A 22,936-nucleotide genomic window follows, 5' to 3' on the forward strand; every position below is an offset into this window, starting at 1 on the left:
GCATGACTTTCTACGAGAGCTGCGTCAGGGGCGCGTTGCGCGCCTACAAGCTGACGCTTTCGCCGCTGATCGGGCGGCAATGCCGGTTCCTTCCGACCTGCTCGGAATACGCCGCCGCAGCCCTGATCAGCCATGGCCCGTGGCGCGGCGCTCTGCTCGCCGGCCGCAGGCTATGCCGTTGTCATCCCTGGGGCGGCGCAGGTTTCGACCCGCCGCCGCCCTCGCGCAGGGGCGCTGACCGCCCCGCGCGCACCTGGACCTGTGAACCATGATCGAACTGATTTTCCCCGACGGCTCCCAGCGCCAATTCGAAGATGGCGTCACGGGCCGCGACATCGCCGCCGGCATCTCCAAGTCGCTGGAGAAGAAAGCCGTGCTCATCAAGCTCGACGGCGAGCTCCTCGACCTCGATCGCGCGCTCTCCAAGGGCGGCCGGTTCGAGATCCTGACGCGGGAGAGCCCCGAGGCCCTGGAGACCATCCGCCACGACGCCAGCCACGTGATGGCCGAGGCCGTGCAGGAGCTGTTCCCCGGCACGCAGGTGACGATCGGCCCGTCGATCGAGGACGGCTTCTACTACGACTTCGCCCGCGACGAGCCGTTCAGCCTCGACGACCTGGCGAAGATCGAGCAGCGCATGAAGGAGATCGTCGACCGCGACGAGCCGATCCGGCGCGAGGTCTGGAAGCGCGACGACGCCATCGCCCACTTCAAGTCGATCGGCGAGGCCTACAAGGCCGAGATCATCGAGGGCATCCCGGCCGGCGAGGACGTCAGCGTCTATCGCCAGGGCGACTGGAAGGACCTCTGCCGCGGGCCGCACCTGCCGTCGACGAAGGCCGTGGGCAAGGCCTTCAAGCTGACCAAGCTGGCCGGCGCCTACTGGCGCGGCGACCACCGCAACGCCCAGCTGCAGCGCATCTACGGCACGGCCTGGGCCTCGGAGGCCGACCTCGAAGCCTACATCAAGCGCATCGAGGAGGCCGAGAAGCGGGACCACCGCAAGATCGGCCGGGCCATGGACCTCTTCCACCTGCAGGAAGAGGCCAAGGGGATGATCTTCTGGCACCCCAAGGGCTGGACGCTGTTCCGGACGCTGGAGGAGTACATCCGCCGCCGCCTGGACGCCGACGGCTACAAGGAGATCAAGACGCCGCAGATCATGGATCGCACGCTCTGGGAGCGCTCCGGCCACTGGGAGAAGTTCGGCCAGAGCATGTTCACGTGCGAAACGACGGAAGGCGAAGAGCTGGCCGTTAAACCGATGAACTGCCCGGGACACATCCAGATCTTCAACGTCGGCCAGAAATCCTACCGGGACCTGCCGCTGCGCTTCGCGGAGTTCGGCGCCTGCCACCGGTACGAGCCGTCAGGGGCGCTGCACGGCATCATGCGCCTGCGCGCCTTCACGCAGGACGACGCCCACATCTTCTGCCGCGACGACCAGATCGAGAGCGAGACGACGAAGTTCGTGCGCCTGCTGCACACGGTCTACGACGACCTGGGCGTGGAGCTGCACAGCGTGAAGCTGGCGCTGCGGCCCGACCTGCGGGCGGGCTCCGACGAGGTCTGGGACATCGCCGAGGCCAAGCTGGAGCGCGCCGCCAAGGCCGCCGGCGTCGAGGTCGAGCTGCTGCCGGGCGAGGGCGCCTTCTACGGGCCGAAGCTGGAGTTCCACCTGCGCGACGCGATCGGCCGCACGTGGCAGTGCGGCACGCTGCAGCTCGACTTCGTGCTGCCGGAGCGGCTGGACGCCACCTACATCGCCGAGGACGGCTCCAAGCAGCGGCCGGTGATGCTGCACCGGGCGGTGTTCGGCGCGGTGGAACGATTCCTCGGCATCCTGATTGAAAATTTCGCCGGGGCGTTCCCGCTCTGGCTCGCGCCTGTGCAGGTGGTCGTGGCGACGATCACGTCCGACGCCGACGACTACGCCCGCCAGGTCGCGGCGACGTTCGCGGCGAAGGGCCTGCGCGTGGAGACGGATCTGCGCAACGAGAAGATCAACTATAAGGTGCGGGAACACAGTCTCGCCAAGGTTCCCGTCATAGCTGTCGTCGGCCGCCGGGAGGCGGAGCTTGGGCAGGTCGCTCTTCGGCGGCTGGGCTCCGACCGACAGGAGGTCCTGGCCGTGGAGGCCGCGTCGAACGGGCTTGCCTTAGAGGCGAGTCCGCCCGATGTTGCCCCCGGTATGCGGGCCGCCAACTCGACGGCCCGGGGGACGGTCGGCGCCATGGAGGCTGGATGAACGGCATCGCCGCACCGATCGTCGCAGTAGAATCCGCCCCGATGCCGGACTTCCTGCGGCCCCGCCGCAGCGTCTCGGTGGTGATGGTGGTCTACATGACCGGCGAGGCGCTCGAGCAGAGCGTGGCGTGCGTGCTGCGCGATCCGCTGGTGGACGAGTTCGTCATTGTCGACAACGGCTCGAACCGCGTCGACGCCGCGGGCCTGCGCAACCTTGCCGATCGTGACGAGCGGGTGGTGTTGCTCGCAGGCCACGGGAACATAGGATTCGCCCGTGGGGCGAATCTCGGCGCCCGCCGGGCGCGCGGCGAAATCCTGGTCTTCCTCAACCCCGACGCCTTCCTGCAACCCGGCTGCATCGCCGAGCTGGTCCGCGAGATCTTGGACCGGCCGGTGCCCTGCATCGTCGGCGGCCGGGTGCTGAACTCCGACCGCACCGAGCAGCGCGGCGCGCGGCGGGGCGACATCACCCCGGTGACGGCGCTGCTGTCGCTGAGCCGGCTGTCGCGGCACGTGCCGGCCTGGCGCCGCTACGAGGTGCACTGGGAGTGCGACGCCGCGCCGGAACAGGTGGCCCCGGTGCCGACCATCTCGGGCGCCTGCTTCTGCATGCGGCGCGAGGACTTCGACAGCGTCCACGGTTTCGACGAGAAGTACTTCCTGCACGTGGAGGACGTCGACCTGTGCTGGCGCGTGCGCCAGCAGGGCGGCCTGGTGCTGTTCCACCCGAAGGCCGAGGTGATCCACCTGGGCCACACCAGCCAGACCAGCCCGCTGCGGGTCGAGTTCCACAAGGGCGTCGGCCTCGCCCGTTATTTCCGCAAGCGCGCCGAGGGCGCCTCGCAACAGCTGCTGGCCTGGCTGCTGTCGCCGGTGATCGTCTTCACCGCCCTGGTGCGGCCGGTGATGTGGCGGCTGAAGGGCCGCGCGCTCTAGGCCAGCTTCGGGCCCGGGAACACCCCGGCGCGGCTGACCGAGGCGGTCGGCGGCTTGCCCAGGATGCCCGCCATCCACTTCGACGTGTCGATCAGCGCGGCGATGTCGTAGCCGGTCGCGAAGCCCGCCCGCTCCAGCATGTAGACCAGGTCCTCGGTGCCGATGTTGCCGGTGGCGTCCGGGGCGAACGGACAACCGCCCAGGCCCCCGCAGCTGGCGTCCAGCACGTCGACGCCGGCCTCGACGCTGGCGTAGGCGTTGGCGAGGCCGGTGTTGCGCGTGTCGTGGAAGTGCATGCGCAGCCGGGCGTCCGGGGCGGCCTCGCGGGCCTGCGCCACCCGGCGGCGCACCGTCCAGGGGTCGGCGACCCCGATGGTGTCGGCCAGCGCCAGCTCCGCCACCTTCAGCTCGTCGGCGACCCGGACCACCTTCAGCACCTGCTCGTCGGAGACCTCGCCGTCGAACGGGCAGCCGAAGGCCACCGAGATGGTGACGGTGATCGGCGGCCCGCCCGCCTGCGCCTTGCGCGCGGCGATGGCGCGGAGCGCGGCGATCTGCTCGTCCACCGAGGCGCCCTGGTTGCGGATGCCGAAGCCGTCGGTGGCGCAGACCACCACATTGGCCTCGTCGCAGCCGGCCGCCACGCAGCGCTCCCAACCCTTCTCGTTCAGCACCAGCCCGATGCGCGAGCGGCCGGACCGGTGGGGCAGGGCGGCGGAGATCTCCTCGGCGCCGGCCATCTGCGGCACCCGCCTGGGGTTGACGAAGGACACGGTCTCCATGCGTCGCGCGCCGGCCGCCTCCAGCCGGGCGATGAACTCCAGCTTCTGGTCGACCTCGAGGATCGCCTTCTCGTTCTGCAGCCCGTCGCGCGGGCCCACTTCGACGATCTCGATCGGCCGGCTCATCGGGCGGCTCCCTGGTCGGCGGTCTCCTTGGCCTCGTAGATCCGCAGGGTCATCTTGTCTCCGTTCGAGTAGTCCAGCCCCTTCACCGTGGCGACCAGCACCGCCTGCGCCTGGTGCGCCAGCAGCGCCCGGCGGAAGGCGGCGTCCTGGCGGCTCTCCACCACCGCCGGCCGGCTCTCCACGATGGCCTCCGCCGCCTCGTCCGGCCCGTCGAGCTCGGTGGGCGTGCCGAGCGCGAAGACCAGGCTGGGCTCGGCGTAGCCCGCCACCGCCACCGGAGCGTCGGCGAGCCCCTGGCGGGGCAGCAGGCGGGCCTTGGCCATCACCTTCTCCGTCCGGCTCGAGAGCCACAGCGGGTCAAGCCGCGGCGCCAGGCCGGCGGCCAGGGCGGCATGGCCCAGCAGGCCGAGGCCCAGCGCGCTGACCAGGGCGCCGCGCGGCGTATTCCGCACCATCATATAGGCGCCCGCCAGCCCCGCCGCCGCCAGCAGCACGCCGGCGACCACCGCGCCGGCCACGTCGTCCGCGCCCTCGCCGTAGATCGACAGCAGGTAGAAGCAGGCCCCCGCCAGCGCCACCCCGACCAGCGCCGAGAGCGCCGCGCCGATCCAGCGGACGCGCGCGCCCAGCGGCTCAGCCAGCGCCGCGGCGGCCAGCCAGGCGAAGGCGCCGTAGGTCGGCAGCGGGTAGTGGACCAGCTTGGTCGGCATCAGCTCGAAGACGATCCACGACGGCAGCAGCCAGGCGACCGCGAACCGCACGCCCGGCTCGTTGCGGCGCCGCCACGCCGTGACCAGGGCGGCCGGCAGCAGCAGGGTCATCGGGAACAGCAGGATCGGCGCGAGCAGGCTGTGGTAACCCGGCGGCGCGCCGTGGCTCTCCTGGCCGCCGGCCAGCTTGGGGGCGAGGTCGCCGCCGAGCGCGGCGCTCCAGAATCCGCCGTCGGTGGCGACGGTGACCGCGCCGGCCCAGGGCCCGACGATCGCCAGGATGACGATCAGCCCCCAGTAGCCGTTCAGCCGCCCCAGCCAGGCGGGCCGGCGGTCGACGGCGATCAGCGCCAGGATGGTCAGCGCCACCACCATCGGCCCGACCGGCCCCTTCACCAGGATGGCGATCGCCAGCGCGACCCAGAAGATCCAGGGGGTGGCGCGACCGGCGGGCGGCCCGTCGCGTCCCGCGGCATAGAGCCTGGCGAGCGCGGCCAGGGCGAGCGTCGTGGTCCCGCAGAGCACGGCGTCGGTCTTGGCGATCATCGCCTCGGTGGAGAGCAGGAAGGTCGCGCCCAGCATGGCGCCGGCCAGGAGGCCGGCCTGCGGGCCGAAGAAGGCCGCCGCCCCCCAGGCGCAGGCCGCCGCCGCCAGCATGGCGCCGAGCAGCGACGGGATCCGGTAGGCCCAGATGTCCCGCGCCTCGGGGCTGGAGAGCAGGGAGACGCTGGCCGCCTGCAGCCAGTGGATGCCCACCGGCTTCTTGAACCGGGGCTGGTCCTGGTAGTGGATCACCACGAAGTCGCGGGTCTCCAGCATCTGGGCGGTGGCCTGGGCGAAACGCGATTCGTCGCGGTCCAGCGGCGGCACGGCGAGCAGGCCGGGCAGGCCGGCTATGAAGGCGATCAGCGCTGCGAGCGCGGGTCCCCGCCAGCCGCGGCTCCAGCGCGCCAGTTCACCTTCAAGCGTCATTTGATCCTGATACCACGATCCTTCCCTCCGCCGCCTTTTCCGCTATGGAGGGCCATGGCTGGAACCCCCCAGAATTTGGCCCCCGACATCTCCGTCGTGGTCCCGGTGTTCGACGAGGAGGGCGCCGCCCCGGCCCTGGCGCGGGAGATCGCCGCGGCCTTCGCCGGCCGTAACTTCGAGATCGTCTTCGTCGACGACGCCAGCCGGGACGGCACGCGCGCGGCGCTGAAGGCGCTTCAGGGCGAGATACCTCAGCTTCGGGTGCTCAGCCACCGGAAGAACTCAGGCCAGAGCCGGGCGATCCGCACGGGCGTCCTCGGCGCCCGCGGCGCGGTCATCGTCACCCTCGACGGCGACGGCCAGAACGACCCCGCGGACGGGCCCCAGCTGGTGGATGCGCTGCTCGCCGGGCCGCCGGAGCTCGCGCTGGTCGGCGGCGAGCGGGTCAAGCGCCAGGACAGCCAGGCCAAGAAGGTCGCATCGCGGATCGGCAACGGCGTGCGCAAACGGCTGCTGAAGGACACCGCCAACGACACCGGCTGCGGCCTGAAGGCGTTCCGGCGCGAGGCCTTCCTGCGGCTCCCCTATTTCGACCACATCCACCGCTACCTGCCGGCGCTGATGCTGCGCGAGGGCTACCTCACCGCGTTCCGGCCGGTGAACCACCGCCACCGCCAGACCGGGCGGTCGAAGTACACCAACCTCGGACGGCTGTGGGCGTCGCTGTCGGACCTGGCGGGGGTCATGTGGCTGCAGTCGCGGGCCCGCCATCCGGGCGTCGTCGACGAGGCCTGACGGGCCCCTTAGGTGAAGGCGGTGAAGATCAGCGCCACCACGGTCAGGTCGATGAAGCGCAAGGCGAATTGAGTCATGGGCCGGCCCGTGGTCGAAAATCCTAACGGGGGTTAAGCAAGACCCGCGCCAGAAGGTTCGAGCGGTCATGGCCCTGTTCTTCGATGTGGAGTGGTTCGACGCCCGGCTCGCGGAGCGGGGGCTTTCCCGCCCGGTGCTGGCGGCGGCGGCCGGCCTGAGCGAGGCCGAGCTGGCGCTAGTCTTCAAGGACCAGCGGGAGCTTTCTGCCGCGGAGGTGTCGGCGTTTGCCGAGCTGCTCGGCGCGGCGCCGTCGGCCGTGGCCTCACATGCCGGGATCTCGACGCCGGATCCGGGGCGGTCCTCGCCGGCCGACGCCCGGCTCGGCGCGCTCGAACGCCGCGTCGCGGCGCTGGAGGCGGAGGTGGCGCGGCTGCGCGGGCGCTAGATGTCGGTGCGGGCGACGCGGCCCTTGCGCGCGCGGCGGTCCTTGGAGCCCGACCATTCGGTGCGGTTGTAGCTGGCCTTGGCCGTGTCGATCACTGTCGCGCCGGCCCGCAGGCCGCGCTTCTGTCCGTCCTGGCCCAGCAGATGCGCGGCGAACGCGGCGTCGTCCCCGGATTTCGCGGCGCGCGGCGGCGGCTGGCGCGGCGAGTCCACCGGGACCGGCAGGTTGGTGGCCTCGGTGTCCGCCGACTCCTCGACGGCGTCCGCGTCGGCGTTGCGCGCGCGGCGCAGGTGGGCGGCGCGGCGGATCGGATCGATGGGCGAGGTCATGGCGGCGCCATCCTCAACGGCCTTGGTTAAGAAACGCTCCCCGAGCTTAGCCTTGATGGGCTTCAGCGCTTGGTGGCGAGCTTCTCGATCTGGGCCTGCATCTCTTCCATGCGCTTGCGCAGCTCGATCAGGGCGTCGTCGACCGGCGGGGCCGCCGGCTCGGCGCGCGGCGGCGGCGCGGCGGGCTCTTCCGGCTTCACGTAGGCGAAGGGCGAGAACATCTTCATCGCCCGCTCGAAGAGCGCCATGTTCTGGCGGATCTGCTCCTCGTAGACGCCGAGGCCGGCGCCCTGGCCAAGCGACGAGAACTGGCCGCGCATGCGGTCCTGCTGCTGGGTGAAGCTGGCCAGCGACAGCTCCAGGTAGCTCGGCAGGAAGGCCTGCATGGAGTTGCCGTAGAAACCGATCAGCTGACGGAGGAACTGGATCGGCAGCAGGCTCTGACCCTGGCTCTCCTCCTCGAAGATGATCTGGGTCAGGACGGAGCGGGTGATGTCGTCGTTGGTCTTGGCGTCATAGACCACGAAGTCGACGCCCTTCTTCACCATGTCGGCCAGGTGCTCGAGGGTGACGTAGCTGGATGAGGCGGTGTTGTAGAGCCGCCGGTTGGCGTACTTCTTGATGACCACGCGTTCGCCCGGCGACGCGGTGTCGTTACCTTCCGTCTCGGCCATCCCAGATCCTTTGCGGGCCGGCTGCGGGAGCCCCGCGAGCCCTAGTTCTGCACCGCAGTATCGCGGATGCGAGCTTAATGGCAAATGGCTGGAGGTTTCCGCGGGATGCGGACTTGTGCAAAGCCCCAGCCTTACCCAATAGATTAACCCGGGCCGTCGATCGCCTGCAGGAGCCGCCGCCATGAGCGACATCGTCATCGTTTCCGCCGCCCGCACCCCCGTGGGGTCGTTCAACGGGGCGCTTTCCAGCCTTGCGGCGCACGAGCTCGGCAAGATCGCCATCCAGGCCGCGGTCGAACGCGCCGGCATCTCGGCGGCCGACGTCGACGAGGTGATCATGGGCCAGGTGCTGCAGGCCGGCGCCGGCCAGGGTCCCGCCCGCCAGGCCGCGGTCAACGCCGGCGTGCCGGTGGAGAGCCCCGCCTGGAGCCTCAACCAGCTCTGCGGCTCCGGCCTGCGTGCGGTCGCGCTCGCCGCCCAGCAGATCCAGGACGGCTCGGCCGACATCGTCGTCGCCGGCGGCCAGGAGAGCATGAGCCAGTCGCCGCACGCCGCCAACCTGCGCAACGGCCAGAAGATGGGCGACCTAGCCTTCGTCGACACCATGATCAAGGACGGCCTGTGGGACGCCTTCCACGGCTACCACATGGGCCAGACGGCCGAGAACATCGCCGCCCGCTGGCAGATCACCCGCGAGGACCAGGACAAGTTCGCCGTGGCCTCCCAGAACCGCGCCGAGGCCGCGCAGAAGGGCGGCCGGTTCGCCGACGAGATCGCCCCGGTGACCATCAAGGGGCGCAAGGGCGACACGGTCGTCGACCAGGACGAATACATCCGCCACGGCGCGACGCTGGAAAGCGTCTCGGGCCTGAAGCCGGCCTTCAACAAGGAAGGCACCGTCACCGCCGCCAACGCCTCGGGCCTCAACGACGGGGCCGCGGCCCTGGTGCTGATGACCGCCGACGAGGCTAAGAAGCGCGGCCTGAAGCCGCTCGCCCGCATCGCCTCCTGGGCGCACGCCGGCGTCGATCCCTCGATCATGGGCACCGGCCCGATCCCGGCCAGCCGCAAGGCGCTGGAGAAGGCCGGCTGGAGCGTCGGCGACCTCGACCTGGTGGAATCCAACGAGGCCTTCGCGGCGCAGTCCATCTGCGTGGTGCGCGACCTCGGGCTGGACCCGGCGAAGGTCAACGTCAACGGCGGGGCCATCGCCATCGGGCATCCGATCGGCGCCTCCGGCGCCCGGATCCTGACCACCCTGCTGCACGAAATGAAGCGCTCGGGCGCGTCCAAGGGCCTGGCGACGCTTTGCGTGGGCGGCGGTATGGGCGTGGCGATGTGCGTCGAGCAGGTCTAGCCGCAGCGCCGGATCAACCGGCGTCGGTCGTTCTAGGGAAGGAATGCGTATGGCTAGGGTGGCGTTGGTCACGGGTGGAACCCGCGGCATCGGACGGGCGATCGTCCAGCGGCTGAAGGCCGACGGGATGAAGGTGGCGGCGGGCTACTCCGGCAACGACGCCGCGGCGGAATCCTGTGCGCGCGACCTGGGCGTCATGGTCGTGAAGGGCAACGTCGGCAACTTCGCCGACTGCCAGCAGGCCGCCGAGGCCGTGCGCGCCGAGCTTGGCCCGATCGACGTCCTGGTCAACAACGCCGGCATCACCCGCGACGGCGTCTTCCACCGGATGAACGCCGAGCAGTGGAGCGAGGTGATCCGGGTCAACATGGACAGCCTGTTCAACATGACCCGGCAGGTGATCGACGGCATGCGCGAGCGCGAGTGGGGCCGGATCATCAACATCTCCTCGATCAACGGCCAGAAGGGCCAGATCGGCCAGACCAACTACTCCGCCGCCAAGGCCGGGATGATCGGCTTCACCAAGGCGCTGGCCCTGGAGAACGCCAAGAAGGGCGTCACCGTGAACGCCATCGCCCCCGGCTACATCGACACCGAGATGGTGCAGGCGGTGCCGGAGAAGGTGCTGGAAAGCATCATCGCCGGGATCCCGGTCGGCCGGCTCGGGCGTGGCGATGAGATCGCCGACATGGTGGCCTTCCTGGCCGGCGAACATGCCGGATATGTGACGGGATCGACGCTGTCCCTGAACGGCGGGCAGTATATGGCCGGGTGACGGCCTCGCCCGCGTCCAAAAAGCGCCCTGATCAACCCGCATCACCTTGCTGATCATGAACGGTGAGCCAGCGGCGTTTTCCAGGACGATCTTTGCAGCGGTGCTTTTCACCGCCGGTCTTGGAATCGCAAATCCCGCCGCGGCCGGGCCGGAGAGCCTCCGCGACAGCCTGTTCGGCCGGCGTCCTTCCGAGGGGCGGCCGCTCACCGCGCCGCCGGTGGCGCGCTACGTCTCCGAGGGCGGGGACGTCTTCGTGCTCGACCGCACCCAGTCGCGCCCGCTGCTGAAGTTCGACAACGACCCCGAGGTCTGGGCGCTGCGCTCGCAACCGGCCCCGCGCGGCGACGTGATCTACAAGAACGACCTTGGCGAGCCGGTGCTGCGCGCCACCCGACTGGGCGGCGTCACCCTGTTCACCGACCAGCGGCCGGGCGGCTCGGCGGCGGCGCTGTCGGGCGGCGGCGTGCCGCTGCGCCTGAGCCCCCTGGGGCCGCAGGCCCTGCTCGAGCGGCTGGCGCAGGCCAGCGCCCGGGCCAGCCGCGCGGCGCGGCGGCTGATCCCCTTCGACGCCGACGCCTCGCCGGCCTCCTCGGCGCTGATCGCCGACGCCGCCACCGTGACCAGCGAGGCGGTCGTCCGCATGACCCGGCGCAACGACGGCGGCAACCTGCTGGCGCGCCTGCGGCAGGTGCGCCTGGTGGAGGGCCGCAAGTCCTCCGCCCAGCTCAACCAGGGCACCTTGCAGATCACCGTCGCGCCGTCCGAGGGCCTGGCCGGCCGGCCCTCGTCGGAACGCATCGTGGCGGTCGCCGCCGCCGCCCGCTAGCCCGGCCCGCTAGCCGCGGAACATGTCCTTGGCCTCGCGCACCGCGGCGAAGGCCTTGTAGTCCGGCTGCCCGGCCGCGCCGACCCGCTCGGCCAGCTGCGGCGCGCGGAGGAAGGGATTGGTCGCCTTCTCCAGGCCGATGGTGGTGGGCACGGTGGGCTCGCCCCGCTCGCGGGCGGCGAACACCGCCGCGGCGCGGGCCTTGAGCGCCGGGCCGTCGTCCACCGACAGGGCGAAGCGGGCGTTGGAGGCGGTGTACTCGTGGGCGCAGTAGACGCGGGTGTCGTCGGGCAGGGCGGCGAGGCGCTGCAGGCTGTCCCACATCTGCTCCGGCTTGCCCTCGAACAGCCGCCCGCAGCCCAGCGCGAACAGGGTGTCGCCCACGAAGGCGACAGCGTCGTCGGCGTCGTAGTAGGCGATGTGCCCGAGCGTATGACCGCCGGACTCGATCACCTCGAAGCGGGTCTCGCCCAGCATCACCGAGTCGCCGCCGCGCACCTCCCGGTCCAGCCTGGCGATGCGGGTGACCTCTCCGGGACCGACCACTTGGGCGCCGGTGGCCGCCTTGACCTCCTCGTTGCCGCCGGCGTGGTCGGGGTGCCAGTGGGTGTTGAGGATCAGGGCGAGCTTCCAGCCGAGCTTGTCCAGCTCGCGCAGGATCGCGCCGGCCTCCGGCGTGTCGATGCAGGCCGCCAGGCCGCTGGCCTCGTCGCGCACCAGGAAGCCATAGTTGTCGGACAGGCAGGCGAACTGATGGACGGTGAGCGGCATCCCGGGACCTCCGGAGGCGACAACCTCCTGCGAACGGATTTAGGCTCACCCCTCGTCATAGTCGAGCATAGCCGCACCCGATGCGCAGGGACGTCCTCGAGCTTCGCCAGTTCTACGCCTCCGACCTCGGCCGGGCGGCGCGGGTCATGGTGACCCGCAAGGTGGTCGAGGCCTGGAGCGATGCGCATGGGCTGGACGTGCTGGCGCTCGGCTACGCCACCCCGTTCGTCCTGCCGCTGCAGCCGGCGACCCGCCGGGTGGTCGCGGCCATGCCCGCCCAGCAGGGGGTGGAGCTCTGGCCGGGCGGCGAGCGCAACCTGGCCACCCTGGTGGCGGAGGATGCCCTGCCGTTCGCCAACGCCCTGTTCGACCGCATCCTGGTGGCCCACGCCATCGAGGAGGCCGCCGATCCCATCGGCCTGCTGCGCGAGGTCTGGCGGGTGCTGGCGCCCACCGGCCGGGTGATCGTCGCCGTGGCCGCGCGCAACGGCCTGTGGGCCAATGTCGAGAAGACGCCCTTCGGCCACGGACGCCCCTACAGCCGCGGGCAGCTCGCCGAGTTGCTGCGCGAAGCGGAGCTGGAGCCCTCGGGCTGGACCCGCGCCCTCTATGTGCCGCCGCTCGGCTGGATGGCCGGCTGGGCGGAGGGCTTCGAGCAGGCCGGCTCGCGGCTGTGGCCCGGGTTCGCCGGCGTGGTGCTGATGGAGGCGGTGAAGCAGACCTTCGCGGTGAAGCCGCGCGCGTCGCGGGTGCGGGCCCGGGCGGCGCGGCCCGTGCTGGTCCCTGCGCCGGGCGTGGCGCCGGTTTCCCGGGCGCCCGACATCGCCGCTCGGCCGCCCCTCTTGGAGCGGACCCGGGAAAGCCTTAGCCTGACAGTCAGATCCGCCGCTGGTGGCGCAACCGGAGACGCGTGCCCATGAAGATGATCGTCGCGGTCATCAAGCCCAGCCGCCTCGACGCGGTGCTCGACGCCGTCACCGAGGCGGGCGCCTCGGGCCTGACCGTCACCGAGGTGCGCGGCTACGGCCGACAGCGGGGCAAGACCGAGGTCTACCGCGGCGCGGAATACGAGGTGAAGCTGCTGCCCAAGGTGAAGCTGGAGATCGCCGTGCCGAGCGACATCGTCGAGGCGGTGGTCGAGGCCATCGCCACGACGGCCAACTCCGGCAAGATCGGCGACGGCAAGGTCTTCGTCATGGACCTGGAGCAGGCGCTGCGCATCCGCACCGGCGACCGCGACGCCGCCGCCATCGCCGGCTAGGAGGTCTTCGCCCGCGCCCGGCGCTTAGGCCGCGGCGCATCCGGATTCGGAAGGACGACTTCGCCGAACAGGTCCGTCGGCGCCGCCTCCGGAGCGCCTTCGGCCCGGCGGCTGAGCAGGAACAGCGCCGACTCGGCGCGCCAGTTCTCCAGCATCCCGTTGGGGTCGATCGGCCGCGCCGGCTTGCCCGCCGTCAGCGCCGCGCAGGCGTCGATGCGCAGGTCGAGCTCACGGCACAGGTCGTTGAAGTCGGCCAGCGTGCACAGGTGGATGTTGGCGGTCGCCCACCACGGGTCGGGCAGGGCGCGGGTCTCCGGCATCCGGCCACGGGTCATCAGCGACATCCGCATCCGCCAGTGGCCGAAGTTCGGGACCGAGACGATGGCCTGGTCGGCGATGCGCAGCAGTTCGGAGAGCACGTGCCGCGGCTCGCGCATCTGTTGCAGGGTCTTGGACAGGATCGCGTAGTCGAACGCCCGGGTCGGGAAGTGGTCGAGGTCGCGGTCGCCGTCGCCCTGCACCACCACCAGGCCGCGGGCCAGGCAGGCGGCGACGCCGGCCGGGCTGATCTCCAGTCCCTGGCCGTCGATGCGCTTCTCGCGGCTGAGCAGCTCCAGGAGCTCGCCCTCGCCGCAGCCGACGTCGAGCACGCGCGCGCCCGGCCGCACCAGCCGCATGATCTCGCGGAAGTCCTCGCGCTCGGCGCTCATGCCAGGCCCCGCGCCTGGGCGGTGGAGGCGAAGAACCCCCGCAGGGTGCGGTCGAGCTGCGGCTCGTCGAGGAAGAAGGCGTCGTGCCCCTTGTCGGTCTCGATCTCCGCGAAGCTCGCCCGGCAGCCGGCGGCGTTCAGGGCGCGGACGATGTCGCGGCTCTCGGCGGTCGAATAGAGCCAGTCCGACGAGAAGGAGAGCACGCAGAACCGCACGCCGCGCGCCTTCCTGAACGCCTGCGCCAGCACCCCGTCGTGCTGGGCGGCGAGGTCGAAATAGTCCAGCGCCCGGGTGATGTAGAGGTAGGAGTTGGCGTCGAAGCGATCGACGAAGCTGGTCCCTTGGTGGCGCAGGTAGCTCTCCACCTGGAAGTCGGCGTCGAAGCCCCAGGACAGGCCGTCGCGCTGCAGCTCGCGGCCGAACTTGCGCTGCAGGGCCGGCTCCGAGAGATAGGTGATGTGCGCGGCCATCCGGGCCACGGCCAGCCCCTTCTCGGGCCGCACGCCGGCCTTCTCATAGGCGCCGCCGCGCCAGTCGGGATCGGCCATGATCGCCTGCCGGCCGACCTCGTGGAAGGCGATGTTCTGGGCCGAGTGGCGCGCCGCCGCGGCGATGCAAACCGCGGAGAACAGCTTCTCCGGATAGTCCGCCGCCCACTGCAGCACCTGCATGCCGCCCATGGAGCCGCCGACCACCGCCAGCAGGGTCTCGATGCCCAGCGCCTCGATCAGCATCGCCTGCGCCCGCACCATGTCGGCGATGGTGATCACCGGGAAGGTCAGGCCGTAGACCTCGCCGGTCTTCGGATCCACGGACGACGGGCCCGTCGAGCCCATGCAGCCGCCGACCACGTTGGTGCAGATGATGAAGTAGCGCTCCGGATCCAGCGGCAGGCCGGGGCCGATCACCCGGTTCCACCAGCCAGGCTTGCCGGTCACCGGATGGGTCGAGGCCGCGTGCTGGTCGCCGGTCAGGGCGTGGCAGACCAGGATCGCGTTGGACCGGGTGTCGTTCAGCGTCCCGTAGGTCTGGTAGGCGATCTGCAGCCCGCCGAGGCTGGCGCCGGACTCCAGGCGCAGGGTCTTGCCCGCCGGAAAGCTGAAGGTTCCGCCGTCGGTGTCGTACGCGGCGGTTGCAGCGGCCGTGCGGGTCATGGCCGCCTTGGACCGCCAACCCCATTCGGTGTCAATGGCTTCGCAGCCGCGGCGCAGCCCGCTATGACGTCCACCCTTGGGGTGGAGCATCGATGGACCGGCTGATCCTTTTCCGGCACGGCAAGGCCGAACAGGAGTCCGTAAGCGGCGACGACTTCGACCGGCGGCTCTCGCCCCGGGGCGTGCGCGAGTCCGCGGAAATGGGCGGGTCGCTGGCGAACCTGGGCCTGAAGCCGGACCTGGCGCTTGTCTCGCCCGCCGCCCGCACCCGGGAGACCTGGGCCGCGGCGGAGCCGGCCTTCCCGGCCGCCGAGGTCCGTTGCGACGACGACCTCTACCACGCCGATCCCGGCACGATCCGCCGCGTGGCCGAGCACGGCGGCCGCGATCGGGCGACCGTGATGGTGGTCGGCCACAATCCCGGTCTGCAGGAATTGGCCGTGCGACTGCTGATGGAGGGCGGCGCGCCGCCGTCACTGGTGGCCCGCGCCCAGCGGCAGTTCCCCACCGCCGCCGCGGCGGTGTTCCTGTTCGACGCCGCCGGGCGCCCGGCCTTCGACGGCCTGTTCTACCCGGAGCGAGGCGATTGAGCCGGATCTACAAGATACTGCCGCGTGGCGAGTGGGAGGCGGCGCAGGCCGCCGGGCGCTTCGAAGGCTCCGGCGTCGATCTCGCCGACAGCTACATCCACTTCTCCACCGCCGCCCAGGCGCAGGAGACGGCGCGGCGGCACTTCGCGGGCCAGGCGGGGCTGGTGGTGCTGGAGATCGAGGCGGACGATCTGGGCGCGGGCCTGCGCTGGGAGCCCTCGCGCGGCGGCGACCTCTTCCCGCACCTCTATGGCCCGCTGGAGACCCGGCTCGTCCGCGCGGTGACCGACGCCCCGCTCGACGCCGACGGGGCGCCGCAGATCGGCCCACGGGCATGAGCGCCCTGCACGGCCTGGCCACGCGGGCCCTGCGGTCGCTCGATCCGGAGGACGCCCACGGCCTGGCCATCCGCGGCCTAAAGCTGGGCCTGGGGCCGGTCGCCGGGCCGGACGATCCGATCCTGGCCGGTGAGTTGGCCGGCCTGCGGCTGCCCAACGTGGTCGGTCTGGCGCCCGGCTTCGACAAGGACGCAGAAGTCTTCGGCCCGATGCTGCGCGCCGGCTTCGGCTTCGTGGAGTGCGGCACCGTCACGCCGCTGCCGCAGGCGGGCAACCCGCGGCCGCGGCTGTTCCGGCTGACCGAGGACCGCGCGGTCATCAACCGCATGGGCTTCAACAACCGCGGCCTGGAGCCCTTCGCCGTCCGCTTTGCGCGCCGCGGGCCGGGCGTGGTCGGCGCCAACATCGGCGCCAACAAGGACGCGGCCGACCGGATCGAGGACTATGTCGTCGGCCTGAAGCGGCTCTGGGGCCTGGCCTCCTACTTCACCATCAACATCTCGTCGCCCAACACGCCGGGGCTGCGCGCCCTGCAGACCAAGGCGGCGCTCGAGGAGCTGCTGGGTCGGCTGGCGCAGGCCCGCGACGCCCTGCCGGCCGGGGGCCGGGTCCCGATGTTCCTGAAGGTCGCGCCCGATCTCGAGGACGGCGAGGTGGAGACCATCGTCGAGACCGTGGTCGCCCACGGCCTGGCCGGGATCATGGTCTCCAACACCACCATCACGCGGCCCGCTCTGGCGTCGGGGTTCCGCGAGGAGGCCGGCGGCCTCTCCGGCGCGCCGCTGAGGGCGCTGTCGACCCAGGTGCTGCAGCGGTTCGCGGCGGCCTCGGCCGGGCGGCTGGCGCTGGTGGGGGTCGGCGGAATCGCCTCCGGCGCCGACGCCTACGAGAAGATCCGCGCCGGCGCCTGCGCCGTGCAGCTCTATTCGGCCCTGGTGTTCGAGGGGCCGGGCCTGGTGACCCGCATCAAGCGCGACCTCGCCGCGCGCCTGCGCGCCGACGGCTTCGCTTCCGTGCAGGCCGCGACCGGCGCGAAATAAGTCGGCAGGCGCGAAAGCCTTGCGCGCACGCACCGGCCGCGTTGCCGAACCTCTCGGGCTGGATTAACGGGAACAGCATGGCGGACGCCGCAACGCCGCAGGAGCTTCCCCGGCCGGACAGGCCCCGCTTCTTCTGGCCGGGCGGTCTCTCGGCGCGCCTGCTCACGCTCACCATCCTGTTCGTCGCCCTGGGCGGCGCCCTGGCGCTGCCGCCGGCGCTGGCGGCGTTCGAGGAGCAGTGGCTGCTGGACCGCATCCGCGCCGCGGAGCTCGCCTCGCTGGCCCCGGAGGTCGCTCCCGACCGGGTGGTCTCCGAACAGCTCTCCGCCCAGTTGCTGCAGGGCGCCGGCGTCGAGCGGGTGGCCATCCAGACCGACGGCATGCGCCGCCTGGTGCTGGGCGGCCCCACCCTCGCCAGGGCGCCCTATGTGGTCGACCTGCGCCACCAGGCGCCGACCTCCTGGCTCGCCGCGCCGTTCCGCACCCTGCTGGGCGGCGAGGGGCGGCGGGTGCGGGTGGTCGCCGAGCCGCGCTTTCGCCGGGCCGATTTCGTGGAGATCGTCGCCCCCGACGCCGAGCTGAAGCGGGCGATGGTCTCCTACCTGTGGAAGCTGGTGCTGGTGACCGCCTTCGTCTCCGGCATGGCGGGCCTCCTCGTCTACCTGTCGCTGAATCTCTTCCTGGTGCGGCCCATGCAGCGGATCACCCACGCCATGGAGCGGTTCCGGGCCGATCCGGACGATCCGCAGGCGCGCGTCGAGCTGTCGGGCCGGCGCGACGAGATCGGCCGCGCCGAGGCCGAACTGGGTCGGATGCAGGCCGACCTGCGCGCGGCGCTGAACTCCCGCGCCCGACTGGCGGCGCTCGGCGAGGCGGTGGCGAAGATCAACCACGACCTGCGCAACATGCTGACCAGCGCCCAGATCGCTTCCGAGCGGCTGGCGGCGCTGAAGGACCCCAAGGTCAGCCAGGCGCTGCCGCGGCTGGAACGGGCGCTGGACCGGGCGGTGAAGCTCGCCACCGACGTGCTCACCTATGGCAAGACCCAGGAGGCCGCGCCGGAGCCCCGGCCCGTGCGTCTCGCCGCGGCGCTGGAGGCCGCCGCCGAGGAGGCGCGGCTCTCCGACGACGGTGTGCGGCTGGTCAGCGAGGTCGGCCGGGCCGACCAGGTGAGCGCCGACGCGGACCAGCTGCACCGCATCCTGGTCAACCTGCTGCGCAACGCCCGCGAAGCGATCGAGCACCAGGCCGACCGCACCGAGCCGGGCCGCATACGGGTCACCCTGGCCCAGGCCGACGGCGTCAGCGTCGTGAGCGTGGCCGACAATGGTCCCGGCCTGCCCGACCGCGCCCGCGAGCGGCTGTTCCAGCCCTTCGCCGGCTCCAGCCGGGCGGACGGCGCAGGGCTCGGCCTGGCCATCGCCCGCGAGCTGGCGCAGGGCCACGGCGGCGACCTGGTGCTGGCGCAGAGCGGCGCGACCGGGGCCGTCTTCGAGCTGCGCCTGCCCGGCGCGCCGCCGCGGGCCACCACCCAGCGGCGGGCGAAGAGCTCGGCCTAGAAGCCCGCTAGAAGCCCCGGGCCACGCCGTCGCGGCGGGGATCGGCGCCGCCGCGCAGGCCGTTGGGGGTCTCCTCGATGCCGTGCAGGCCGGAGCCCTCGGCGCCGTTGCCGGGCTTCAGGATCACCCCCTTGGCCGCCAGCCCCGCGACCACGCCGGGCGGGAACTTCTCGACCTCGGCGCCATAGGCGTCCCCCCTGGCGATCAGGTTGGGCAGGGCCACGGCGTCCTGCATCGGCAGCTTCCAGTCGAGCAGGGCGACGAGGGCCTTGAGGTTGTAGGCGACGATCGCCGGGCCCCCGGGGGAGCCGACGGCGGCCACCAGCCGGCCCTGGCGATCCAACACGATGGCCGGGGCCATGGCCGAGCGCGGCCGCTTGCCGGGCGCCACGGCGTTGGCCGCCGGCGCGCCGTCGGGATCCTTCGGCGAGAAGGAGAAGTCGGTGAGCTGGTTGTTGAGGAAGAAGCCGTCGACCATCCGCCCGTCGCCGAAGATGCTCTCGACGGTGGTGGTCATGGAGACCGCGTTCCCCTCGGCGTCGACGATCACCATGTGGGTGGTGCCGCCGGGCTCCAGGGTGTGGTCGGCGCCCCGTGCGCCGACGCCGCGCGGACGGCCGGGCGCCGGGGCGGGGCCGGCCGACGGGCCGATCAGCTTGGCGCGCTCGGCCAGGTAGGCCGGATCCAGCAGGCCCTCGGTCGGCACGGTCACGAAGTCCGGGTCGCCCATGTAGCGGTCGCGATCGGCGTAGGTCAGGCGGCTGGCCTGGGAGAACAGATACCAGCCCTGCGGATCGGTCGGGCCGTGGGCGGCGATGTCGGTGTGCTGCAGGATGCCCAGGCCCTCGAGCACCGACGGCCCGCCGGACGGGGCGGGGGGCGCGCAGACCACATAGATCCGGTAGGGCCTGCACAGCGCCGGTCCGGCCTCGGGCCGGTAGCCCGCCAGGTCCTGCAGGGTCATCGAGCCGGGGATGTCGCCCTGGTGGAGGCGCGCGACGATGTCCTGGGCGACCTGCCCTTCGAGCAGGCCCTTGGGGCCCTCGGCGGCGATCTTGCGCAGGGTGGCGGCGTAGGCCGGGTTCTTCAGGGTGTCGCCGACCTGGTACTTGGTCCCGTCGGGCTTGGTGAAATAGGCCACCACGTCGGGGGCGGAGTTCTGCGGCGCCCGCGACACGATGGAGGCGGCCATCCGCTTCGGCACCGGGAAACCCTGGTCGGCCAGCCGCTGGGCGTCGCTGAACAGGCTGTTCCACGGCAGCTTGCCGTGCTGGCTCTGGGCCAGCGACAGCATGGCGATCGCGCCGGGCACGCCGGCCGAGCGGCCGCTGAGCACCGCCTGGCCGAAGCTCATCGGCTTGCCGTCGGGGCCCAGGAACATGTCCGGCGTCGCGCCGGCCGGGGCCTTCTCGCGGCCGTTGTAGGCCGTCACCTGGCGCGTCTTGGCGTCGTAGTAGGTCATGAAGGCGCCGCCGCCGAGGCCGGAGCTCTGCGGCTCCACCAGGCCCAGCACCGCCTGCACGGCGACCGCCGCGTCCGCCGCCGAGCCGCCGCGGCGCAGGACGTTCAGCCCGGCGTCGACGGCCATCGGATTGGCGGCGGCGACCATGACGTGCGGGCCCGCGGCGGCGGACGGCGGGGCGGCGGCGGTCGGGGCCGGCGCGCGCGGGGGCGCCGAGGCGCAGGCGGTGAGCAGGCCCGCGAGGGCCAGGGCGAACAGACGCTTCTTCAGGAACAAGGGACCGCACGCTCCGGGGGAGGAAGGCGTGACCTCGGGGGCGCACGCGTGGACAACAAACGGCAAGGCGTGCGACGTCCTCCCATATGCAAGGATCGCCGTCCAGCGCCCGACCGGGCCCCCGAAACCTGATCACCGACGTGCCCGGCCTCCGCGTCGGCCAGGCGCAGGACGCCGCCGCCCGCACCGGCGTCACCGTGATCCTGCCCGACCAGCGTGCGGTCTGCGCCTGCGACGTGCGCGGCGGCGCGCCGGGCACCCGCGAGACCGACGCGCTGGCGCCCGAGAACCTGGTCGAGGCGGTGGACGCCGTCGTGCTCTCCGGCGGCTCGGTCTACGGCCTGGCCGCGGCCGACGGGGTCACCGCCTGGCTGGGCGCGCGTGGCCGCGGCTATGCCCTGGCGGCGAGCCCTCAGGTCCCGACGTCGCCGGTGATCCCGGCGGCGATCCTGTTCGACCTCGCCAACGGCGGCGACAAGGCCTGGGGGGAGACGCCGCCCTACCGCGCCCTGGGCATGGCCGCCGTGGCGTCCGCCTCCGAAGCCTTCGAGCAGGGCACGGCCGGCGCCGGCCATGGGGCGATGGCGGGCGCGCTGAAGGGCGGGGTCGGCTCGGCCTCGGTGGTCAGCGGCGACGGCATGACCGTGGGCGCCTTGGTGGCCGTCAATTGCTGGGGCTCGGTCACCGCGCCGGGCGGCCGCAGCTTCTGGGCCGCGCCCTATGAGATCGACGGCGAGTTCGGCGGCCTGGGCGCTGCGGGCCTCAAGGCGGCGCCCGACGACTGGGGGCTGTCGAAAGCCCCCGCCGGCGGGCGCAACACCACCATCGCCTGCGTGGCCACCGACGTCGCCCTGACGCCGGCCCAGGCCAAGCGCTTCGCGGTGATGGCCCAGGACGGCCTGGCGCGCGCCATCCGCCCGGTGCACGCCCCGTTCGACGGCGACGTGGTGTTCGCGCTGTCCACCGGCCGCCAGGCCTGCCCGGAGCCCTGCGACTACACCGTCGCCCGCCTGGGCGCGCTCGCCGCCGACTGCCTGGCCCGCGCCGTGGCCCGCGCCGCCTACGCCGCGACCCCCTGGCCGGGGTCGGATGTGCGCTGCTGGCGCGACCTGACCGACTAGTGCGAAAAAACCCGCACTTCCCCGGCTTGCGCTTTGCCGCATCCCCGACTAGGTTCCGCGCCCTCGCCCCAGGGCGGGATGCGCGCCCGTAGCTCAGCTGGATAGAGCATCAGACTACGAATCTGAGGGTCGGACGTTCGAATCGTTCCGGGCGCGCCATTTTCATTGGTAGTTCAATCAGATAACCGCCTGCCGCTTCCGGGCAGACTTACAATCCTGGCCGCATCAGGCTGTCGGGCGAGCAGCTAGCTCACTGATATTTTTGACTTTTTCAGACGAGAATGAGTCTGGGGCTCATTCCGTGGCCCGCCTCGCTGCATCCGGGCATCAAGAGTTCTCATTTTGTTCTTGGCGACGCAGCCAGACTATGAGATGCTGCCCAGGCGTCAATCACTGCATCGCGTCCCGCTACGAGCGGACAAGACGCCGCAGCAAGAGCCACGCACTCCCGATCAGTGATCGCAGCGGCCCGGCCGCCGCGAGCCCGCGCTGCTGGCGCAGGTCATCCCCATGAGGATGAGCACGTATGGCCTACAGCCAAATCGACCCCGCGAGCCTGGATGGCGATGCGCTCACACAGTGGTACCTCCGGTCACCGGACGACATCGAACAGGAGCGCCAGCAAGCCGCCGATCAGCGGTACCGGGATTTCTTTGGCCGCAACGCCGGAGTCGATCCGGGTCCGGGATTCGACGCCGAATCTGAAACACCCACCCAAGACATCGATCCGGGGGCCTACGGAGGATACGAGGCGCCGGGACAAGACATCGATCCTGGATTCACCTGGGTTCCCGACGGACCCAACAGGTTTCGAAGCGTTTCGACCTCGATCGACCAGGGAGCGAGGCCTTCTCCTGGGCCCAACCCCGCAGGGTCGGCGACGCAACCCGCAATCAGTTCGGCTCGCAACGGGTTGATGCCCGTCAGCGCGAGGGCCCCTCAGCCCGGCTCGAGCACGCCAGCGTCCCCTCCGCCCATCCCGTCACCATCGCCAAGGGCCGGCGCGACCTCGCCGGGCTTTCAATCCCCTTTCGATGTGGCGCTCGGTGCGTTCCACAACTTCCAGCACGGTCCCAAGATTCCGCGGCCCAATCTGGCGGAGTCCTTCATTCCAGTGGTCGGCCCGGCGTGGGAAGCGACAGCGGACCTGCAGGACGGCAACTATGCCGGGGCCGCTTTCAACGGCGCGATGGCGGTCGCCGATGCGCTGCCGCTAGGTGTCGCCGTGAAGGGGCTGAACGCAGCGAGGAAGGGCATCACTATCCTCAAGGACGGATCGGTTACGGCCGACGCTGCGCGCAAGATGCTAAAGGCGCGCGGCCTGGTCAGATCTGGCGAGGAGGTCCATCACACCGTTCCCCTGAATGGGCTCGGCCGAAATGTCGAAGACTGGCGCAACCACTTCGCGTTGCTGAAGCCCCTTCCAAAGGAAATACATCGACGCCTCACTGGCAGCTGGATGGGCAAGCCGGAGTTCGATCCCATTCGCAAGATCTGGTACGGCACGACGGACTGGCAGAAGGCCGTGCCGACCGGTCTCGCGGCCTATGGCGCTGATGCGTGGGAGAACTTGACGCATCCATTCGGATCGCCGGCCAGCGGCGCCCCCAATTCTCGCGGCAGACCTTGACCTTGCCCAAAGGCGAGTCAAAGTAGGTTCTT

24 protein-coding genes and 1 tRNA gene are annotated in these 22,936 nt (G+C 71.5%); 17 read left to right on the plus strand and 8 right to left on the minus strand.

The genetic code is table 11. From position 1 onward, the window contains the following. Nucleotides 1–2 precede the first annotated feature (2 nt). From yidD to DJ021_RS09050, 3 genes are read left to right on the plus strand one after another with little or no spacing between them, the layout of a single operon-like run. Nucleotides 3–272 carry a membrane protein insertion efficiency factor YidD gene (yidD, locus tag DJ021_RS09040; RefSeq protein WP_111457231.1) on the plus strand — a complete coding sequence of 90 codons (270 nt, stop codon included), beginning with the start codon at nt 3–5 and terminating at the stop codon, nt 270–272. Then, nucleotides 269–2,248: a threonine--tRNA ligase gene (gene thrS / locus DJ021_RS09045; RefSeq protein ID WP_111457232.1), complete on the plus strand. Its 1,980-nt coding sequence runs from the start codon at nt 269–271 to the stop codon at nt 2,246–2,248. The genes yidD and thrS overlap by 4 nt, the downstream gene beginning before the upstream one ends. Continuing rightward, nucleotides 2,245–3,183 carry a glycosyltransferase family 2 protein gene (locus tag DJ021_RS09050; protein WP_111457233.1) on the plus strand — a complete coding sequence of 313 codons (939 nt, stop codon included), beginning with the start codon at nt 2,245–2,247 and terminating at the stop codon, nt 3,181–3,183. Before thrS ends, DJ021_RS09050 begins: the two co-directional genes overlap by 4 nt. On the opposite strand, the gene DJ021_RS09055 is transcribed toward DJ021_RS09050, so the two are convergent. Continuing rightward, a complete protein-coding gene (locus DJ021_RS09055; protein WP_111457234.1) occupies nt 3,180–4,091 on the minus strand; it encodes a hydroxymethylglutaryl-CoA lyase in 912 nt (303 codons plus the stop codon). The two genes, DJ021_RS09050 and DJ021_RS09055, sit on opposite strands and share 4 nt — an antisense overlap. Next, nucleotides 4,088–5,773: an ArnT family glycosyltransferase gene (locus tag DJ021_RS09060; protein ID WP_111457235.1), complete on the minus strand. Its 1,686-nt coding sequence runs from the start codon at nt 5,771–5,773 to the stop codon at nt 4,088–4,090. Before DJ021_RS09060 ends, DJ021_RS09055 begins: the two co-directional genes overlap by 4 nt. A 54-nt stretch (nt 5,774–5,827) precedes the next feature. On the opposite strand from DJ021_RS09060, the gene DJ021_RS09065 reads away from it, so the two are divergent. Both DJ021_RS09065 and DJ021_RS09070 read left to right on the plus strand, forming a co-directional pair. Further along, complete coding sequence (locus tag DJ021_RS09065) at nt 5,828–6,568, plus strand: glycosyltransferase (RefSeq protein WP_111457236.1); 741 nt, start codon at nt 5,828–5,830, stop codon at nt 6,566–6,568. A gap of 145 nt (nt 6,569–6,713) precedes the next feature. Next, nucleotides 6,714–7,031: a DNA-binding protein gene (locus DJ021_RS09070; protein WP_111457237.1), complete on the plus strand. Its 318-nt coding sequence runs from the start codon at nt 6,714–6,716 to the stop codon at nt 7,029–7,031. On the opposite strand, the gene DJ021_RS09075 is transcribed toward DJ021_RS09070, so the two are convergent. Beyond that, entirely contained in the window at nt 7,028–7,360 is a 333-nt protein-coding gene (locus DJ021_RS09075) for a hypothetical protein (RefSeq protein ID WP_111457238.1), read from the minus strand. The genes DJ021_RS09070 and DJ021_RS09075 overlap by 4 nt on opposite strands. A 62-nt stretch (nt 7,361–7,422) precedes the next feature. Continuing rightward, entirely contained in the window at nt 7,423–8,034 is a 612-nt protein-coding gene (gene phaR, locus DJ021_RS09080) for a polyhydroxyalkanoate synthesis repressor PhaR (RefSeq protein WP_111457239.1), read from the minus strand. 181 nt (nt 8,035–8,215) lie between these two features. Here phaR and DJ021_RS09085 point away from each other — a divergent pair, with 181 nt between their 5' ends. The 3 genes from DJ021_RS09085 to DJ021_RS09095 all read left to right on the plus strand — a co-directional run bounded on the left by DJ021_RS09085 (nt 8,216) and on the right by DJ021_RS09095 (nt 10,992). Beyond that, nucleotides 8,216–9,391 carry an acetyl-CoA C-acetyltransferase gene (locus DJ021_RS09085; RefSeq protein WP_111457240.1) on the plus strand — a complete coding sequence of 392 codons (1,176 nt, stop codon included), beginning with the start codon at nt 8,216–8,218 and terminating at the stop codon, nt 9,389–9,391. Nucleotides 9,392–9,440: 49 nt separating this feature from the next. After that, a complete protein-coding gene (gene phbB, locus DJ021_RS09090) occupies nt 9,441–10,166 on the plus strand; it encodes an acetoacetyl-CoA reductase (protein ID WP_111457241.1) in 726 nt (241 codons plus the stop codon). A 100-nt stretch (nt 10,167–10,266) separates the two neighbouring features. Beyond that, complete coding sequence (locus DJ021_RS09095; protein WP_243625938.1) at nt 10,267–10,992, plus strand: DUF4908 domain-containing protein; 726 nt, start codon at nt 10,267–10,269, stop codon at nt 10,990–10,992. 9 nt (nt 10,993–11,001) lie between these two features. Here the strand turns inward: DJ021_RS09095 and gloB are convergent, their stop codons facing one another. After that, on the minus strand, nt 11,002–11,763 hold the full coding sequence (gene gloB, locus DJ021_RS09100; RefSeq protein WP_111457242.1) for a hydroxyacylglutathione hydrolase: 762 nt from the start codon (nt 11,761–11,763) through the stop codon (nt 11,002–11,004). Nucleotides 11,764–11,843: 80 nt separating this feature from the next. Here gloB and DJ021_RS09105 point away from each other — a divergent pair, with 80 nt between their 5' ends. Beyond that, nucleotides 11,844–12,683 carry a class I SAM-dependent methyltransferase gene (locus DJ021_RS09105; protein ID WP_111457243.1) on the plus strand — a complete coding sequence of 280 codons (840 nt, stop codon included), beginning with the start codon at nt 11,844–11,846 and terminating at the stop codon, nt 12,681–12,683. Beyond that, a complete protein-coding gene (locus DJ021_RS09110) occupies nt 12,680–13,024 on the plus strand; it encodes a P-II family nitrogen regulator (protein WP_111457244.1) in 345 nt (114 codons plus the stop codon). The genes DJ021_RS09105 and DJ021_RS09110 overlap by 4 nt, the downstream gene beginning before the upstream one ends. On the opposite strand, the gene metW is transcribed toward DJ021_RS09110, so the two are convergent. Both metW and metX read right to left on the minus strand, forming a co-directional pair. Beyond that, nucleotides 13,021–13,734, minus strand: coding sequence for a methionine biosynthesis protein MetW (gene metW, locus DJ021_RS09115; RefSeq protein WP_111457245.1), 714 nt, complete (start codon nt 13,732–13,734; stop codon nt 13,021–13,023). The genes DJ021_RS09110 and metW overlap by 4 nt on opposite strands. Next, on the minus strand, nt 13,731–14,888 hold the full coding sequence (gene metX / locus DJ021_RS09120) for a homoserine O-acetyltransferase MetX (protein WP_111457246.1): 1,158 nt from the start codon (nt 14,886–14,888) through the stop codon (nt 13,731–13,733). The genes metW and metX overlap by 4 nt, the downstream gene beginning before the upstream one ends. A gap of 92 nt (nt 14,889–14,980) precedes the next feature. On the opposite strand from metX, the gene DJ021_RS09125 reads away from it, so the two are divergent. From DJ021_RS09125 to DJ021_RS09140, 4 genes are all read left to right on the plus strand, one after another. Then, complete coding sequence (locus DJ021_RS09125; protein ID WP_111457247.1) at nt 14,981–15,478, plus strand: SixA phosphatase family protein; 498 nt, start codon at nt 14,981–14,983, stop codon at nt 15,476–15,478. Beyond that, entirely contained in the window at nt 15,475–15,816 is a 342-nt protein-coding gene (locus tag DJ021_RS09130) for a DUF952 domain-containing protein (protein WP_111457248.1), read from the plus strand. Before DJ021_RS09125 ends, DJ021_RS09130 begins: the two co-directional genes overlap by 4 nt. Then, nucleotides 15,813–16,856, plus strand: coding sequence for a quinone-dependent dihydroorotate dehydrogenase (locus DJ021_RS09135; RefSeq protein ID WP_111457249.1), 1,044 nt, complete (start codon nt 15,813–15,815; stop codon nt 16,854–16,856). Before DJ021_RS09130 ends, DJ021_RS09135 begins: the two co-directional genes overlap by 4 nt. Before the next feature lie 77 nt (nt 16,857–16,933). Further along, nucleotides 16,934–18,415: a sensor histidine kinase gene (locus DJ021_RS09140; protein WP_111457250.1), complete on the plus strand. Its 1,482-nt coding sequence runs from the start codon at nt 16,934–16,936 to the stop codon at nt 18,413–18,415. A gap of 7 nt (nt 18,416–18,422) precedes the next feature. Here DJ021_RS09140 and ggt read toward each other — a convergent pair whose 3' ends face one another. Beyond that, nucleotides 18,423–20,153, minus strand: coding sequence for a gamma-glutamyltransferase (gene ggt, locus DJ021_RS09145; protein ID WP_243625939.1), 1,731 nt, complete (start codon nt 20,151–20,153; stop codon nt 18,423–18,425). Between the two features lie 86 nt (nt 20,154–20,239). On the opposite strand from ggt, the gene DJ021_RS09150 reads away from it, so the two are divergent. From DJ021_RS09150 to DJ021_RS18695, 3 genes are all read left to right on the plus strand, one after another. After that, the gene (locus DJ021_RS09150; RefSeq protein WP_111457251.1) at nt 20,240–21,274 is read left to right on the plus strand and encodes a P1 family peptidase; all 1,035 of its coding nucleotides are present in this window, start codon (nt 20,240–20,242) and stop codon (nt 21,272–21,274) included. An 82-nt stretch (nt 21,275–21,356) separates the two neighbouring features. Then, a tRNA-Arg gene (locus DJ021_RS09155) sits at nt 21,357–21,433 on the plus strand. Nucleotides 21,434–21,800: 367 nt separating this feature from the next. Further along, nucleotides 21,801–22,904, plus strand: a complete 1,104-nt coding sequence (locus tag DJ021_RS18695; protein ID WP_133254977.1) for a hypothetical protein — start codon at nt 21,801–21,803, stop codon at nt 22,902–22,904. Nucleotides 22,905–22,936: the final 32 nt, after the last annotated feature.

This window comes from Phenylobacterium hankyongense (genome assembly GCF_003254505.1).
Lineage (GTDB): Bacteria > Pseudomonadota > Alphaproteobacteria > Caulobacterales > Caulobacteraceae > Phenylobacterium > Phenylobacterium hankyongense.